Genomic DNA, 15,804 nt, shown 5'->3' with positions numbered 1-15,804 from the left:
CGATGGATTGGGTGGTCCGCCTCAGTATCCGGTCCAGAAGGTACCATCGGCCATCGTGGGTGTCTCTCCGACAAGCGCTTCGCCCCCGAACTCCACCATGATCGCGAAGGTCTGGTCGGCGGCTTCGATCACGGACGGATCGAACTCGGTGATGATCCCGGCGCGATAATCGTCGCGAAGCTGGGCAAACATCGCCTCGTCATCCTCGGCGCCCATGATCCCGCGCAGGCTTTCCCAGATCTCGTCATCCTCGAGCAGCAGCTGCTTCGCGGCAAAGGACGCGTCGATGAAGCCGCGCACGGCCTCGGGCTTTTCCTCCGCGGTGGCGTCGCGGAAGGCCCAGCCCAGCAGCGGCGCCTGGTCGGAGACGCCGAGCTCACCCAGCATGTCGGTGACGGAGATCACCTCTTCCATGCCGGCGGCCTTGGCGCGGGCGTTCCAGTGCCAGAAGTTCAGCGACGCATCGAGCCCGCCGTCGGCCAGCAGCTGATTCACCAGCGGAGGCGCTCCGAACCGGGCGTCGACCAGGTCGACAAGCGACGTGTCGTGTGACTGCGCCCAGTAGGCTTGAAGGATGATCCAGCTCTTGTCGACGGGGCCGCCGGCGATACCGATCGTCGCGCCGTCCAGATCGTCGAGCGAACCGATCCCTGATGCGGGGTTGGTCATCACCGCACCCACCGCCTTGGAGTGCGGAACGAGCGTGATCTCGCGTCCCGCATTGCGCTGGATCGAGACCCAGATGAAGTCGGTGAGGATGATATCGACGTCCCCCGACTGCAGCGCCACGTCTCCCGCCTGCTCGCTGCCGAGGTCGCGCAGCACGAGGTCGACGCCGTGCGCCGTGTCGAGGCCCATGTCCTCGATCACCTTCATTTCCCACTGCGCGGTGCCATAGGAAAGGACGCCGACCTCGATCTCGGGGAGGTCCTGCGCGACTGTCGCGGTGCCCGCGAGGATGACCGACAGGGCCGCGGCCCCGAGCTTTATTTGATTGATGTGCATAAGGCCCTCCCGCTCCCTTCGGTCCGTCGAAGGGAACCCCGATGAAATTCGGCAATCCAGGTCTACCTCGTGCCGCGCCGGCCCGAAGCGGGCAGGGGCGGACGATGGTCGACCGGACCTGTTGTGTCGATGGCGTTATGTGCCGCCGCCGGCGGAGCCGCAACCGCCGACGGCAGGGCGGTCAACCGGACGCGCCCTGCAGTGATGCGCTAGTGCCCTTACTCGGAGCCGTCGCCGTCGCCCGTGGCGGCGGGGTCGTAGTCCGGCGAGAACGAGGCGATGTAGGCGATGACCGCTGTGCGGTCTTCCTCGCGTCGCAGGCCGGCGAAGGTCATCTTCGTGCCGGGGACGTAGTCGCGCGGGTTCTCGAGGTAGGCGTCGAGCGTCTCCTCGGTCCAGACGAGACCGTTTTCGCCCGCTTCGATCATCGCGTCGGAGAAGTCGTAGTCCTCGTGACCCTGACCGGCCTGTTCCCCCATGACGTTGTTGAGCTCGGGCCCGACGCGGTTCGTCGCGCCGTCGCCGATCATGTGGCACGACATGCAACGGCGGAACATGGTCTCCCCCTCGTCGATGAGCGCCTGATCCTGGGCGGCGAGGAGTCCGGGAATAAGGCCGGCGAGCGCGATTGCGGTCAGCCGGCGAGTGGCTTTGCCACGAAAAGCAAGATGTTGGGACACGATTCCTCCTCGGATTGTCTGCTCGGCCCACGGGCCGGCGGCGGCACGCCGTGCCGGCACAGAGTGAGTCATGGCGTGATGATGCCTCAAGCTCCGTCCCGGTGACAGCCTTTCACTAGCGACGAAACGGCTCACCCAGGGAGGCCACGGAATACATCCGCAACCGCTGCCGGTTGGACGAGATCAGCCCGAGCACGATGATCGTGGCGAGGTAGGGCAGCGCAGCCAGGAGCTGCGAGGGGATGTTCACGCCCGTCGCCTGCACCACGAGTTCCCCCAGCGACAACGCGCCGAACAGGATGGCCCCCGCCGCGACGCGACCTGTCTGCCACGTGCCGAACACCACGAGCGCGACCGCGATCCAGCCCCGCCCGGCAATCATCCCGTCAGCCCAGAGCGGGGTGTAGACGGTCGAGGCATAGGCCCCGCCGAACCCCGCCAGCAGCCCGCCGAAGGCGATGCAGGCGAGCCGCAGTCCCAGCACAGACGTGCCGATTGCATGCGCGGCGTTCGGGTTTTCCCCGACCGAGCGGATCGTCCAGCCGAGCCGCGTGCGCTTGAACGTCCACGCCATCGCGAACGCCAGCGCGACCGACAGCCAGACGACGATGTCCTGCCGGAAGACCCCGCCGATCACCGGAAGCTCCGTCAGCAGCGGGATGGAGAACTTCGGCAACGCCGTGACGGTCAGGCTCTCGTAACTTCGCCCGACCAGTGCCGAGAGGCCCCCGGCGAGGATGCCGACGGCCAACCCCGCCGCGACCTGGTTGGCCCGGAACGACAGGACCGGCAGAGCGAAGACCAGCGCGGCGGCCATGCTCGCGACCCCTCCGGCCAGGAAAGCGAGCAGATGGTTCCCGGTTTCGTAGGCGACGATGAAGGACACGGCAGCGGCGAGCGCCATCATCCCCTCGACACCGAGGTTCAGGACGCCCGACTTCTCGACCACCAGTTCGCCGAGCGCGGCGAGCAGCAGCGGGGTCGCGGCGGCCAGCGTGCCGGCGAGGATGAACTCGAGCGGTGTCATGGCGTGACACTCCGGTGGCGAACCACGCGGTAGCGCACCAGCGTCACCGCGATCAGGTAGAAGACGAGCAGCAGCCCCTGCACCACGCGCACCGCCGCCTGCGGCAGCTGTGCCGAAACCATCGCGTTGTCGCCGCCAATGTAGATCGCCGCCATCAACAGCGACGACACCATGATGCCGATCGGGTGCAGCCCCCCGAGGTAGGCGACGATGATCGCCGCGAAACCGTAGCCCTGGCTCACCGACCGTTGGAGCTGGCCCAGCGGGCCGGCGACTTCCGCCGCCCCCGCGAGCCCCGCCGCGGCGCCCGATAGCACCAGCGACAGCCAGACCGCGTGGCTGGCCGAAAAGCCCGCATAGCCTGCCGCCTTCGGCGCGGTGCCCCCGACGACGAGACGGTAGCCCGTCAGGCTGCGTTGCATGAGCACGAACGCGGCGAGGCTGACAACGACCGCGAAGATCAGCGAGATGTTCACCCGCGTGCCCGGCAGCAGCGTCGGCAGCATCGCCTCGAACTGGAACATCACCGATTGCGGGAAATTGAAGCCGGCCGGGTCCTTCCACGGCCCGAGCAGCAGCCAGTTCAGAAGTTGGGTCGCGACCAGCGACAGCATCAGCGTCACGAGGATCTCGTTGGCGTTCAGCGCCGTCCGCCAGAACGCCGCGATCGCCGCCCACAAAGCACCGCCGAGAATGCCGAGCAGCATCATTGCCGGCCAGAGCAACGGAGAGGTCGCATCCGGGAAATAGACCGGCACCGCCGACGCGAAGATCGCTCCCAGCACCAGCTGCCCTTCCGCACCAATGTTGAAGACCCGCGCTCGAAAGCCGATGGCAAGTCCCTGCGCGACGAGCAGCAGCGGCGCGGTCTTCAACAGCACTTCCGAGAAGTCATACCAGGAGGTGAAGGGCGAGACCGCCAGCACCCACAATGCATAGCCCGCGTCGCGCCCCAGCAGGGCGAAGATCAGCCACGCCACGGCACCGGTCGCGACGATGGCGAGCAGCGGGGCGAGCACCGCCATGCGGACCGAGGCACGCTCGCGCCGGACGAGGTCAAACTGCATGGGCTGTCCCCTCTGCCGCACCGATCATCCACTCGCCGACTTCCTCGTAAGTGGTGTCCGACGTGACCAGCGGCGGCGACAGCTTGCCCGAGCGCAGCACGTAGAGGCGGTCGCTCACCTCGAACAGCTCCTCGATCTCTTCCGAGATGACGAGGATCGCGCAGCCGGCGTTGCGCATCTCGATCAGGCGGCGACGGATCGCAGCGGCGGCGCCGACGTCGACGCCCCACGTCGGCTGCTGGACGAACAGAACCTTCGGTTCGAGCATGATCTCGCGGCCCACGACAAACTTCTGCAGGTTGCCCCCCGAGAGCGCGCCGGCCTCCGCGTGGTCGCCGGGCGTGCGCACGTCGAAGTCTGCGATGCACTCCTTCGCGAAGTCCCGCGCGCGTCGGCGGTCGACCATCCCGCGCCGGACCAATCCGCGTCCGTGCGCCGTGAGGATCGCGTTCTGCCAGAGCGACAGCTCCGGCACCGCGCCATGACCGAGCCGTTCCTCGGGCACGAAGGCGAGGCCCCTCCGCCGCCGCTCTGCCGCGCCAAGGTGGCCCACCGGCGCGTCGCCGAGCAGGATTTCCCCCATCCGCGACCGGGGCAGGGCGGTCTCACCTGAGATCAGGCCAGCAAGTTCGGATTGTCCGTTGCCCGAGATCCCGGCGATGCCGACGATCTCGCCCGCGCGAACCCGCAGCGACAGGTTCGACAGGCTCGGCGCGAAAGGATCGGGGCCGGCCCAGTCGAGCCCGGCGAGCTCCAGCATCGCCGCGCCCGGCGTTCCGATCTCAGCCGGCAGCGGTGGCGGCATCGCGCGCCCGATCATCATCGTGGCAAGCTCGCGGGCCGATGCCTCGCGCGGGTCGACGCGTCCGGTGACGGTGCCGTCCCGAAGGATCGTCGCATCGTCGCAGAGCGCGCGGATCTCCTCGAGCTTGTGGCTGATGAACAGGATTGACACGCCCCGGTCGCGCAGCACACGCAGCGTCACGAACAGCCGGTCGACCATCTGCGGCGGCAGAACCGACGTCGGCTCATCGAGGATGAGCAGCGCCGGGTCGAGCATGAGGCAGCGCAGGATCTCCACCCGTTGCCGTTCGCCGACAGACAGCGCGTGGACCAACGAGTTCGGGTTCACATCGAGCCCGTATTCCCGGCCGAGATCGGTGATCCGCGACGCGAGGTCCGACAACTTGCCCGGCACGACGAGCGCGACATTCTCCAGAACCGTCAGCGTTTCGAACAGGGAGAAATGCTGGAACACCATGCCGATGCCCAGCTTGCGCGCGTCGGCGGGCGACGCGGGAGAGACCGGCGCGCCGCGCCAGGCGATCGTGCCGGCATCGGGCGCCTCCACCCCGTAGATCATCTTCATCAGGGTCGACTTGCCGGCCCCGTTCTCGCCGAGGATGGCGTGAATCGAGTTGGGTCGGACGGTCAGGTCGATGCCCCGGTTCGCCTGAACCGGACCATAGGACTTCGCGATGCCCGAGAGGCGGAGGAGGGGCGTGCCCTCCTCCGCGATGTCAGCGGCAGCCGTCACCAATCATTCCGGCAGCGGCGTGGTGACGCCCGCGACGTGCCAGTCCATCGACTGGAGCTCCTGGTCGGTCATCACAACATCGGCCGCGACGCGCTCTTCGCCCGACTGATCGGTGAGCGGCCCGGCGAAGGGGCTGAAGGAGCCATCGGTGATCGAGGCGAGCGTCTCTTCGATCTGCGCCATCACGTCCTCGGGGATGTCCGGGCTCCAGTCCGCGACGAAGACCGTGTCGTCCTCGATGCCGAGGTAGTAGTTCGCGCCTTCGAACGTGCCGTCGAGATGCGCCTGCGCCTGCGCGGTGAAGAACGGCGCCCAGTCGGTGCCGACGACGCCGAGGTACTTGGTCTCGGCGTAGCTCTTCATCGAGGAGTTCAGGTTGAAGGCATAGACGCCTTCCTCTTCCGCCACGGAGATGACCGACGGCGTGTCCTGCGCATTGGAGAACAGCACGTCGCACCCCTGGCTGATGAGCGCCTGCGCCGCCTCGCGCTCGGATGCGGGGTCGAACCAGGAGTTCGTCCAGATCACCGACAGCTCGACGTCGGGGTTTATCGCCTGCGCACCCAGGATGAAGGCGTTGAGCGACGTGATGAGTTCCGGGATCGCGAAGGCGGAGACGGAGCCGATCTTGCCGGTCTCCGACACCGCGGCGGCGGCCATGCCCATCAGGTAGGTGCCTTCCCAGTATTTCGCCGCGAAGGGTGAGAAGTTCTCGGCCGTCTGGTAGCCGGAGGCGTGCAGGATCGATACGTCCGGATAGCGCCGGGCGAGCTGCAGCCCGCCGTTCATGTAGCCGAAGGAGCCGAGGATCACGAAGCCCGCGCCATCGGCGACCGCCCGTTGCATGATCCGGTCGGCGTCGGGGCCTTCCATGATGTTCTCGAGCAGTTGCAGCTCTCCGCCGACCGCCTCTGCGGCGGCTTCGGAGCCGGCGACCAGTTCATGGCTCCAGCCGACATCGGCAGTGGGCGACGGGGTCACCAGCGCCAGCGACAGTGCCTCCTGCGCGAAGGCGGCCTTCGGCAGCGTCGCGCCCAGCGGGGCGAGCGCGGCCGTGCCGAGGAACGTGCGGCGGGTCTGTTTCATCTTCATCTCTCCAGTCGTTATGCGTTTGATCTTGTTATGAATTGGCGGCCTATCGGCTCAGGGCATGGTGCATCGCGGCTTCGGCCCGTGCGGCCATCTGCAACTCGTCGAGGCCGGGGAATTCGCCCTTCGCCCAGACGATCCGTCCATCGATCATCGTCAGTTCTACCGGCGCGCCGAAGCCGACCTTCGCGGGCAGCGAGACCGGGTCGTGCCGGGTGCCGACATAGTCCATCGCACGGGTGTCCACGGCGAAGAGGTCGGCGGCCATGCCCGGCTCCAGTCGCCCCAGCTCGGGCCGGCCCAGCATTTCCGCGCCGCCCTCCGTCGCGTAGCGCAGGAAGTCGGCCGGGAAGGGCACGGGGTACTCGCGCGTCCGAGCGGCGAGGCATTGCAGCATGTAGCCGGAGTGAATGCAGTGCATGAGGTTGGAATTGTCGTTCGACGCCGCGCCGTCCGCGCCGAGGCTGATCCGAACGCCTGCCGCCGCCATCGCGGGGATGTCCGTCACTTCGGCCCCGACCAGATAGACCGGCTCAGGACAGTGGCTGACCCCGGTGTCCGACGCGGCGAGCGCGCGGATCTCGTCCGGCGTCAACTCCCAGCAGTGGGCGTACCAGGTGTCGGTCCCCGCGAAGCCCATCTCTTCGAGGTAGGCGACCGTGCGCTTGCCGTGGCGCGCCTCGATCACCGGGCTTTCGCCCTCACCGACATGGGTGTGCAGCCGCACGCCCTTGTCACGGGCGAGCTCGATGGAGCGGGTGAAGGTCTCTTCCCAACAGTTCACCGGCTGGCACGGTGCGACCGCGACCTGCCGCATCGCGAAGGGCGAGGGGTCGTGGTAGGCGCCGATCAGCCGCTCGCAGTCGGCAAGGAACCCGTCCGTCGTCTCGAGCAGCGCGTCGGGAATGGTGCTGCCCTCCGACTTCGGCAGCGTGTTCGCACCGCGCCCGGCATGGAAGCGCATGCCCAATATCTCCGCCGCCTCGAACTGGCGATCGACCAGCCGCGTGCCCGCGTTCTTCGGGAAAGCATACTGATGGTCGAAGGCGGTCGTGCAGCCGTGCTTGATGAGCTCCGCCATCGCGACGAGCGAGGCGTGGTGAAAACACTCTTCGTCCAGCTTGGCGAAAATCGGGTAGATCGTGTCGAGCCACTCAATCAGCGACAGCCGCGTCCAGTCGAGCTCCACCCGGTTGCGCACGAAGCACTGGAAGAAGTGGTGATGCGTGTTGACGAGGCCGGGGTAGATCACCCAGCCGGTCGCGTCGATCACCTCTACCCCGTCGGGCGCCTCAAGGTCGGGGCCGATGGCGGCGATCCGATTGCCGTCGGTCAGCAGGTCAGCACCGCGCTGCACCGGGGCGGACGCGGAGGTCACGATCGCCTCGGCATTGCGGAACAGGACGCTCATACCAGCTGCTCCATTTCCGGCTCGGGCATGAGTTCGTGCAGCCGGTGGATACCCGGCATCTCGACGAAGCCCGGCAGCGCACGAACGGCCCGTGTCCAGAGCCGGATCGAGGGGTAAGGATCGAGCCGCAGCCCGCCGTCCGGCGCCAGCATCACATGCGGGAAACAGGCGATGTCGGCGATGGTCGCCGTGTCGCCGGTCAGAAAGATGCCGCCGTCGATGCGACGCTCGGTCAGGTGCTCCTCCAGCTCGCGGAGGCAAGTGCGCCCCGCCGCCTGCGCCTCGGCCAGAGAACCGCCCTGGTCCAGCATGTCGATCGCCCGTGCGACACCCGCCGTCCGCGTGAGCCGCTCCGCGAAGGCGAGCCACTGCTGGATCCGCGCCGTCGTCGCGGCGGACCCGTCGCCCATCCAGCCGTCGGCCTTGTCTGCGAGGTAGGCCAGCATCGCCCCGCTTTCGGTCAGCGTCAGGTCGCCGTCCTGCAGGATCGGCAACGTCCCGGCCGGGTTCAGGGCGAGGTACTCCGACGAAAGATGCTCCCGGCCGGGGTAGAAATTCACCGCCCGTTGCTCCAGCGGCTGGCCGGTCAGCGCCGCCATCAGCCGCACCTTGTAGCAGTTCGGGCTCAGCACCCAGTCATGCAGGATCATGCCGCCACCAGCTGCGCGCCGTAGGTGTAGCCGTGGCTCTTCAGCCAGCGGCGATAGGCGATCGAGGTCATGTCGGCGCGGGTCGGCATCTCCTTCCCCGGATCGAGGGGCAACAGCGCCGGCACCTGGTTCTCGAGGATCGAGCGGTCCTGCACGAAGATCATCTGCTGGAACCCGACGAGATCGCCATAAGGCGTGTCCTCGTCGAACAGAGCCATCCACGGCCAGACATCGCAGACCGTCTCCGAGACGGGTTGGACGAAGATCGCAATTACGTCCCATTCTCCGGGGCGTGGCGGGCAGGTCTTGTAGAGCACCGACACCGTCGGCGCGGGCACCCGGTACATGTATTCGGTCGTGATCCCGCCTGCGGCGGACTTCGCCGCCTGTGGCTGGAAGAACTTCACCTTGGTGGCCCAGACCTCGTCCGTGTCGTCGTGGACCTTCACCTCGTAGCGCTCGACCTCGGTGTGCGGTTCGGAACCGAGGATGTCGGTATGCACGAACGGGAAGTGGGCGATGTCGAGAAAGTTCTCGACCGCACGAAGCGGGGAGCAGGCGACCCGGACGCGGCCGCAAGGCACGAAGGTCCGGTCCGCCTGCGCCGCCTCGGGAATGTCAAAGAGCGGCTTCGCCGGCGTTCCGAGCGAGGTCCAGATGTGGTGATAGTGTTCGCAAACCGGCAGCGTGGTGCCGTCAGCGGTCTCCGCCGCGGGTCGCCCGTCGCTGAGCGACAGGCGGACTGTCTCGCCCATCAGGACCGTCTCCCGGCCCGCTTCGGTCAGGTCGGCGGTGATGCCGACGGGATACCACTGATCTCTCATGCCGCAACTCCCGCTTCGAGATCGCGCCGCAGCACCTCCAGCCGGCGCGAGGCTGCCTTGCGCTCCCCCGGATCGGTGCTGGCTGTCAGCGCGTGAAGCCCGGTGCGCCCGCCGGGCAGCGGCTGAACGAGAAGGGTCATCCCATCCACTTCGCTCACCGGGTCGAGCACGGTGATCGCGTCGACCGTCACCGACCGCAGGGGCGTCAGGCCGGTCAGCGGGGGCGGGGGCTCTGCCATTTCGCCCTCGGACAGCCAGATCACGCCATCCTGCTCGAGCGCGGTGAAGCTGCGGACCTTGATCGAGGCCGGCGGCTCGAGGCCGGGGTGCGCGGGGATTTTCTGACAGGTGCCGGTCTGGTCGTAGCGCCAGCCGTGGTAGATGCAGCTCAGCATCTCGCCCCGCACGAAGCCGTGCGATAGGCGCATGCCCCGGTGTGGGCAGCGATCCTCCCATGCCGCGACCTTGCCCGTGGCGCTTCGCCAGAGGGCGACTTCGGCGTCACCACAACAGGCGGGCATCGCGACCGCGTTCGGCAGGTCATCGGAAAGGGCGGCTGGATACCAGCGGGCAGCGTCGGTCACGTCATTCGGTCCGGATCAGGCAGTGGGCCGTCCGGCCGCACGTTTCGACCTCAATGGATATTCCCGCCCGCGGCATTCCGCACGACATGGCCGCACCCGCCGGACTGCTGAATTGATGTGGCGCCCGCTTTCTAGGCGGTCAGCCTGGAAATTGAGCGCTCATGAATCGGCGCTGTTCAGGATCGTGCGGTCGATCTCGTCCACCGAGACGTCGATCGGGCCGAGGCTGCAGCCAAGCTCCATCGCGTCGAGCAGGTCCGGCTGCCCCGTCGCGCTGACGGACAAAGTGCCGTCGCCCGGCGCGATTTCGATGTCCTCCAGCCCCAGCTTGGTGCCGTAGCGAAGGATCCACGGCGGGAACGTTTCGTGCTGGACGTCTCCGACGATCCGAAAGCTCTCACGGCGGGTGATTGGCATGGCGACTCCGGCGGTACTGCGACCCAAGGTGGTCCGCTGTGCAGTCGGCGGCAAGGGCCGGGCGCGCTGGGCATAGGCCGCCACGGCGCGTGTCAGCTCCCCGGAGGCGGCCACCCCACCATCGCGGCGCGCGCGACGTCCAGCAGAGTTTCCCGGTCGGCACCATCTCGAGCAAGGACGGACATGCCCTGCGTCACGGTTATGGCGAGGTTGGCCAGCACGTCTGCCCGCGTTGTCTGCGGCAGGAGCCCATGTTCGACATCGCGCGTGATACGTCTGGCAACGATTTGCTGAATGGCACGCCGTTCCTGCGCGGCGGCGTCCCGGACGTCGGCGGCGTCTTTCGATCCCGTGGCCACGGCGCTGGCCAGCAGGCACCCTCGCGGCGTCAAATCTCCGGTGAACAGCTTCGCCGCGTTCTCCAGCATCCGGGACACGGCCTCCCGTGCCGTCGGCGCGCGGTCGAAGATGTCTTCGAGATCTGCCGGATCGCCGGCGTAGCGCCGCAACGCCTCCAGGAAGAGCCGCTTCTTGTCGCCGAACGCCGCGTAGATACTTGGGGCTGTCACCCCCATGGCCGCGGTCAGATCACTGATCGAGGTCGTCTCGTAGCCGCTTTCCCAGAACGCGAGCATCGCCTTTTCGAGCGCCGCATCCCTATCGAAGGACAGGGGGCGGCCGGTCTTGCGGCGGTGTGTGACGGACTCTTTCATAGCGATCATTAATAAATTCATTGACGTGAGCGTTCAAGACCTACATGGCGTTTCATAACGATCACTAGGGATAAGGGAACACACCTCATGTCTCTCACGGATTTCCGCGCTCTCGGGCGCTCCGGGCTCGTCGTCAGCCCCCTCTGCCTTGGCACGATGACCTTCGGCCCCGGCGAATGGGGCGCTGACGAAGCGGCCTCGCGCGAGATTTTCTCCGCCTACCGCGACGCGGGCGGCAACTTCGTCGATACGTCCGACATCTATTCAGGCGGTGCCAGCGAGGAGCTCGTCGGCAAGTTCATCCGGGAAACCGGTTCGCGGGACGAGATCGTGCTGGGCACGAAATTCGGCTTCAATGCCTCGAGCAGCCCTTTGACGAGCTCTCAGGGTGGCGGTGGCAATCCGCATGCAGGCGGAGCCGGATCGAAGAACATCCATCGCGCGTTGGACGCGTCCCTGAAGCGGCTCGAAACGGACTACATCGACCTCTACTGGATGCATATCTGGGATGGCGTGACCCCGGTCGAGGAGATCGTGCAGACGCTGGGCGATCTCGTGCGCGCCGGCAAGATCCGTCACTACGCGTTCTCCGACATGCCGGCCTGGGTTGCGATGAAGGCCGCGACGATCGCGTCCGAGCGCCGTGTGCCCGGCCCGATCGCCATGCAGGTGGAATATTCGCTGGTCATGCGGGAAGTGGAGGCCGAGCATTTCCCGGTCGCGCGCGAAGGCGGGATGGGCGTGATGCCCTGGAGCCCACTGGCCGGCGGTTTCCTGACCGGCAAATACAAGCGTGAAGACACCTCCGACACCGGACGCCTCAGCGGCGCCAATCCGTTCGGGGACAGCAAGTTCACCGATCGCAACTGGGCCATCCTCGACACCCTTCGCGAGGTGGCCGACGAGCTTGGCTGCGAACCCGCGCAGGCGGCGCTGGCCTGGGCGATGTCCCGGCCCGGTGTGGCCTCGACCATCATCGGTGCGCGTACGGCCAAGCAGCTCAAGGGGAACATCGCGGCTGCAAGCCTCCGCCTGACAGAAGACCAGAAGGAGCGGCTCGACAAGGTCAGCGCCCCGACCCCCGGTTTCACATCGTCGCTCGGCTCTCCTGCGATCCGTGAGATGCTCTTCGGCGGTCATGACGTGACCGGTTGGGGGGAATAAGCGCCGCCACGGCGCAGGGCTTCAGGCCGGGAGCGGGCGTCGCACCAGTGGCGGCGTCCGCCGCGCCACGAACTACGTGATCGGATGCAAGTCATCTGCCGAGAGAGGCAGGACTATCCGGTGCTTTTCTAAGGGGGATTTGGTGGAGCCTAGGGGAGTCGAACCCCTGACCTCTTGCATGCCATGCAAGCGCTCTCCCAACTGAGCTAAGGCCCCGCCTTGTGTCGCGTTCCCGCGACGTGCCGCTCTCTAAGCGGCGGGCCGGGGGGAGATCAAGTGAAAAATCTCTCCCCGGTGAAAACTGTCAGTCGTCGTTCTTGTCGTCGGAGACATCGGCCAGCTCGTCGAGCGAAACCGTATCTTCGTCGTCGTCATCCTCGAGAACGTCGTCGCCGAGATCGACATCGTTGTCGTCATCGTCGTCATCGTCGAGCACCAGCTCTTCTTCTTTCTCCGAAGTCTCGAGCTTCTTGGACTGCGAATCCTCGGCGTCAGCGACCATCGTGCGGGCCTTGCCGCTGTCGACCGACACGACTTCGCCCGTGTAGGGGCTGACAATCGGGTTGGCGTTCAGGTCGTAGAAGCGCTTGCCCGTGGTCGGGCAGACGCGCTTGGTTCCCCACTCTTCCTTGGGCATTCGTCCTTGTCCTTCATCGTCTGGCTTGCAGCGGATCGCGCTCCCCTGCCATAAGGTGCGCGCGGTGTCAAAACCCTTGCGGCATCGACCGCGGGCAGAAAGGCGCATATGGGCGAAACACGCCGTCTGGGCAACCCCCCGATCGAATTGAATCTGCGCCGGTCCGCCCGGGCGCGGCGTCTTTCGCTGCGTGTGTCGCAGCTGGACGGGCGCATCACGCTGACGCTGCCGAAAGGCGTGCCCGAGCGGGAGGGCATCGATTTCGCGCTCGAGCGGGAGGCGTGGCTGCGCGGCCACCTCGCCGGGCTGACCGACGATCGGCACCCGGTCCCCGGCGGCACGGTGCCCTTCGAAGGCGTCGACCTGCCCATCGTCGCCGCCCGCGTCCGAAGCCCCCGGCTCGAGGGTGGGCAACTGCTGGTCCCGCCCGATCCCGACCGCGCCCCGGTGAGGATCGGCGCGTTCCTGAAACTCGCCGCCCGCGACCGGCTGACCGAGGCCTGCGACCGCCACGCCGCCGCGATCGGTCGGCGCTACGGGCGGATCACGCTGCGCGACACCCGCTCGCGGTGGGGGTCGTGTTCCTCCAACGGCGATCTGATGTTCTCGTGGCGCCTCATCATGGCGCCGCCCCGCATCCTCGACTACGTCGCCGCGCACGAGGTCGCGCACCTTGTCGAGATGAACCACGGTCCACGCTTCTGGAAACTGACCGAACGGCTCTTTCCCGATCACAAGCCCGCCCGCGCGTGGCTGCGCGAGCATGGAACCGAACTGCACCGGGTGCGCTTCGATGGCTGACCGGGAGGACTGCTGACCATGTTGATCCAGTCCCGCAACGAACCCGGCTCCGCCCCGACCGGCGCGGCGCATGACCGGGTCTACCGTGCCCTGCGCACCCGGATCATGCATGGCGAGATCCTGCCCGGGCAGGCGCTCACCCTGCGCGGCATCGGCCGCGAGTACGGCACCTCGATGACACCTGCGCGGGAAGCATGCCGCCGCCTCGTCGCCGAAGGGGCGCTGTCGCTGTCCTTCTCGGGGCGCGTCTCGACCCCCGAACTGTCCGATGACCGGATCGAGGAGCTTGCCTCGCTGCGTGCGCTGCTGGAGCCGGAACTGGCGACGCGCGCCCTGCCACGCGCCCACTTCGCGCTGATCGACCGCCTCCAGTCGATCAATGACGGAGTGGCGCAGATGGTCGCGAAGAAGGATGCGACCGGCTACATCCGGATGAACCTCGAATTTCACCGCACGCTCTATCTTCGCGCGCAGGCCCCCGCGATGCTGGCGATGACGGAGACGGTCTGGCTGCAGCTCGGGCCCACGATGGCTGCGCTCTACGGGCGGCTGCGGCGGAGCGAGCCGCCCTACAATCACAAGCTGATCCTCGCAGCGCTCAGGGCAGGGGACGAACCCGGTCTGCGCCTTGCCGTGCGGACGGACGCGACGCAGGGCCTTCGGATGCTGAAGGGCTAGACCGCCTCAGCCAACGACGGTCCAGGCCGCGTCGAAGCGGTATTCCTGTAGGTTCGGTTCCGACCCGATCCAGTCGACCACGGCGTAGACGCCGCGATCGTCCAGCGGCGTGCAGACGCCGTGCCAGGTGTTGGCGAGGATGTTCACGCCCTGGCCCGCGTTGCCGAGGAAGGCGAGCGGCGCGCCCGGCACGCCGTCCTCGTCCGGGCAGACGATGAAGATCGACCTCGTCCCGCCCATCGGCAGGAACGCCTGCGAGCCGAGCGGGTGGCGCTCCACGAGGTCGAAGCGGTAGGGCAGCTCTCGCGCCCCCGCGTCGAAGATCGAGATCCCGGCTTCTCCGCCCGGCCCGAAGAACAGGCGCGCGCGGTCGTGGAAACGGCCGCAGTTGCCCTCGTTGATCATCTTGTCTGGCTGGCCATCGGGCTCCAGCACGTCGCCGAACGGCGCGAACGCCGTTGCGGTCAGCGGGCGGAGCTCGATCTCCCGGGTCATCGCGACAGCGTGCCGAACAGGCGAAGCCGCGATACACCGCCATCGGGTTGAATGTTGAAGCGGACGTGCGTCACCGGGCCGATGTCGTTGATCTCGTCCCGGTAGGAATGTTCCGCGTCCGGGCTGAGCTTCTGGCGCGGCAGCAGCTCCTTCCAGAACATCGAGTCGGTGACCAGCGCATCGGCGAGGCCATCGCCGAAATGGCCCATGTCGGCGGCCTGGATCCACGCGATGTCCGGGTAGTTGCCCTTGAAGAAGCAGGTGTCGATCACCGATTTCACGATCCGCCCCCGCGCGCCGAGCGCGATGACGATCCAGTCGTAGCCGGGCTCCCGGCGGCGACGGGTCTCCCAGCCGTCTCCCATGTTCAGCCCGCGACCGGGCGCGAGCAGCCGCTGGTAGTCGCCGTAATGCGCGTCCGAGAAGGCGAGCACCCGACCGCCGTTCAGCGCCGAGGCGAGGTCGATCTCGCCCTTGGCGTTTTCCTGGTCGAGTTCGGGCACGCCGAAGACGCGCAGCCGGGCAACGCCGCCGTCCGGGTAGATCGAGATTCGCAAGTGGCTGTAGAGATCGAAGTTCTGGCACTTGAAGTAGTGATGGGCCGACGCGCCGAGCGGCTTGTATGGCAGGATCGTCACCCACTTCGCATCCGGGCCGGGATCGCCGTCGAGCGGGCCGCAGGCCTCGATCGAGACGGCAGGCGCGAAGTTGCCGGTGAAGTGGGAGGTGTCCACGTTGAAGCCGAGGATCCGCCCCGGCGCGGCGAGACGGATCACCGCCTCGTCATGGCCGCCGTCGCGGCGTCGCCGGGTCTCCCAGCCGTCCATCCACTTACCGTTCTCGTCGAACTTGTCGGGGATGAAGATCGGCGGCGCGTCGGACAGCATCCGCGACAGCGGCGCGAAGAACTCGTCCGTGGCGGAGACGGGCAGGGCGCCCAGTCCGGCGGAAGCGAGGTTGATGCCCGTGCGGGCAAACAGGGGAACGTCGGGGTTCAGGCTTTCGATCGTCGGCATTCGGGGCTC

At 67.3% G+C, this 15,804-nt stretch carries 18 protein-coding genes and 1 tRNA gene; 3 read left to right on the top strand and 16 right to left on the bottom strand.

Features of this window, described 5'->3' with window-relative positions:
- Positions 1-21: 21 nt before the first annotated feature.
- From I8N54_RS15415 to I8N54_RS15360, 12 genes are all read right to left on the bottom strand, one after another.
- Positions 22-1,005: an ABC transporter substrate-binding protein gene (locus I8N54_RS15415; RefSeq protein ID WP_140196088.1), complete on the bottom strand. Its 984-nt coding sequence runs from the start codon at positions 1,003-1,005 to the stop codon at positions 22-24.
- 218 nt (positions 1,006-1,223) lie between these two features.
- Positions 1,224-1,685, bottom strand: a complete 462-nt coding sequence (locus tag I8N54_RS15410; RefSeq protein ID WP_231592692.1) for a c-type cytochrome — start codon at positions 1,683-1,685, stop codon at positions 1,224-1,226.
- Positions 1,686-1,800: 115 nt separating this feature from the next.
- Complete coding sequence (locus I8N54_RS15405; RefSeq protein ID WP_140196084.1) at positions 1,801-2,712, bottom strand: ABC transporter permease; 912 nt, start codon at positions 2,710-2,712, stop codon at positions 1,801-1,803.
- The gene (locus I8N54_RS15400) at positions 2,709-3,779 is read right to left on the bottom strand and encodes an ABC transporter permease (RefSeq protein WP_140196082.1); all 1,071 of its coding nucleotides are present in this window, start codon (positions 3,777-3,779) and stop codon (positions 2,709-2,711) included. The genes I8N54_RS15405 and I8N54_RS15400 overlap by 4 nt, the downstream gene beginning before the upstream one ends.
- Positions 3,769-5,316, bottom strand: coding sequence for an ABC transporter ATP-binding protein (locus I8N54_RS15395; RefSeq protein WP_231592691.1), 1,548 nt, complete (start codon positions 5,314-5,316; stop codon positions 3,769-3,771). Before I8N54_RS15395 ends, I8N54_RS15400 begins: the two co-directional genes overlap by 11 nt.
- Before the next feature lie 3 nt (positions 5,317-5,319).
- Positions 5,320-6,402 carry a BMP family ABC transporter substrate-binding protein gene (locus I8N54_RS15390; protein WP_140196081.1) on the bottom strand — a complete coding sequence of 361 codons (1,083 nt, stop codon included), beginning with the start codon at positions 6,400-6,402 and terminating at the stop codon, positions 5,320-5,322.
- A 49-nt stretch (positions 6,403-6,451) separates the two neighbouring features.
- Positions 6,452-7,816, bottom strand: coding sequence for an amidohydrolase (locus tag I8N54_RS15385; RefSeq protein WP_140196079.1), 1,365 nt, complete (start codon positions 7,814-7,816; stop codon positions 6,452-6,454).
- On the bottom strand, positions 7,813-8,466 hold the full coding sequence (locus I8N54_RS15380; protein ID WP_140196077.1) for a glutathione S-transferase family protein: 654 nt from the start codon (positions 8,464-8,466) through the stop codon (positions 7,813-7,815). The genes I8N54_RS15385 and I8N54_RS15380 overlap by 4 nt, the downstream gene beginning before the upstream one ends.
- Positions 8,463-9,290: an aromatic ring-hydroxylating dioxygenase subunit alpha gene (locus I8N54_RS15375; protein WP_140196075.1), complete on the bottom strand. Its 828-nt coding sequence runs from the start codon at positions 9,288-9,290 to the stop codon at positions 8,463-8,465. Before I8N54_RS15375 ends, I8N54_RS15380 begins: the two co-directional genes overlap by 4 nt.
- Entirely contained in the window at positions 9,287-9,874 is a 588-nt protein-coding gene (locus tag I8N54_RS15370) for a Rieske (2Fe-2S) protein (RefSeq protein WP_197097630.1), read from the bottom strand. The genes I8N54_RS15375 and I8N54_RS15370 overlap by 4 nt, the downstream gene beginning before the upstream one ends.
- Positions 9,875-10,033: 159 nt before the next feature.
- Positions 10,034-10,291: an acylphosphatase gene (locus tag I8N54_RS15365; RefSeq protein ID WP_140196073.1), complete on the bottom strand. Its 258-nt coding sequence runs from the start codon at positions 10,289-10,291 to the stop codon at positions 10,034-10,036.
- A 92-nt stretch (positions 10,292-10,383) separates the two neighbouring features.
- Positions 10,384-11,013 (bottom strand): TetR/AcrR family transcriptional regulator, encoded by a 630-nt coding sequence (locus tag I8N54_RS15360; RefSeq protein ID WP_197097629.1) that lies wholly within the window; start codon positions 11,011-11,013, stop codon positions 10,384-10,386.
- 78 nt (positions 11,014-11,091) lie between these two features.
- Between I8N54_RS15360 and I8N54_RS15355 the strand changes: the two genes are divergently transcribed.
- Positions 11,092-12,168: an aldo/keto reductase gene (locus tag I8N54_RS15355; protein WP_140196071.1), complete on the top strand. Its 1,077-nt coding sequence runs from the start codon at positions 11,092-11,094 to the stop codon at positions 12,166-12,168.
- A gap of 140 nt (positions 12,169-12,308) precedes the next feature.
- Here I8N54_RS15355 and I8N54_RS15350 read toward each other — a convergent pair.
- Positions 12,309-12,384: transfer RNA gene (locus tag I8N54_RS15350), tRNA-Ala, on the bottom strand.
- Between the two features lie 88 nt (positions 12,385-12,472).
- Positions 12,473-12,805, bottom strand: a complete 333-nt coding sequence (locus tag I8N54_RS15345) for a TIGR02300 family protein (RefSeq protein ID WP_140196069.1) — start codon at positions 12,803-12,805, stop codon at positions 12,473-12,475.
- Between the two features lie 108 nt (positions 12,806-12,913).
- Between I8N54_RS15345 and I8N54_RS15340 the strand changes: the two genes are divergently transcribed.
- Both I8N54_RS15340 and I8N54_RS15335 read left to right on the top strand, forming a co-directional pair.
- A complete protein-coding gene (locus tag I8N54_RS15340) occupies positions 12,914-13,606 on the top strand; it encodes a M48 family metallopeptidase (RefSeq protein ID WP_140196067.1) in 693 nt (230 codons plus the stop codon).
- Between the two features lie 18 nt (positions 13,607-13,624).
- Positions 13,625-14,284 (top strand): GntR family transcriptional regulator, encoded by a 660-nt coding sequence (locus tag I8N54_RS15335; RefSeq protein WP_140196065.1) that lies wholly within the window; start codon positions 13,625-13,627, stop codon positions 14,282-14,284.
- Positions 14,285-14,290: 6 nt separating this feature from the next.
- Here I8N54_RS15335 and I8N54_RS15330 read toward each other — a convergent pair whose 3' ends face one another.
- Complete coding sequence (locus I8N54_RS15330) at positions 14,291-14,779, bottom strand: ureidoglycolate lyase (protein WP_140196063.1); 489 nt, start codon at positions 14,777-14,779, stop codon at positions 14,291-14,293.
- Positions 14,776-15,795 (bottom strand): allantoicase, encoded by a 1,020-nt coding sequence (gene alc, locus I8N54_RS15325; protein WP_140196061.1) that lies wholly within the window; start codon positions 15,793-15,795, stop codon positions 14,776-14,778. The genes I8N54_RS15330 and alc overlap by 4 nt, the downstream gene beginning before the upstream one ends.
- Positions 15,796-15,804 lie beyond the last annotated feature (9 nt).

The organism is Pelagovum pacificum (assembly GCF_016134045.1).
In the GTDB taxonomy this organism is placed as follows: domain Bacteria; phylum Pseudomonadota; class Alphaproteobacteria; order Rhodobacterales; family Rhodobacteraceae; genus Oceanicola; species Oceanicola pacificus_A.
Note: the sequence above shows the minus strand (reverse complement) of the source record. Positions and strands in the feature narration are given on the sequence as shown.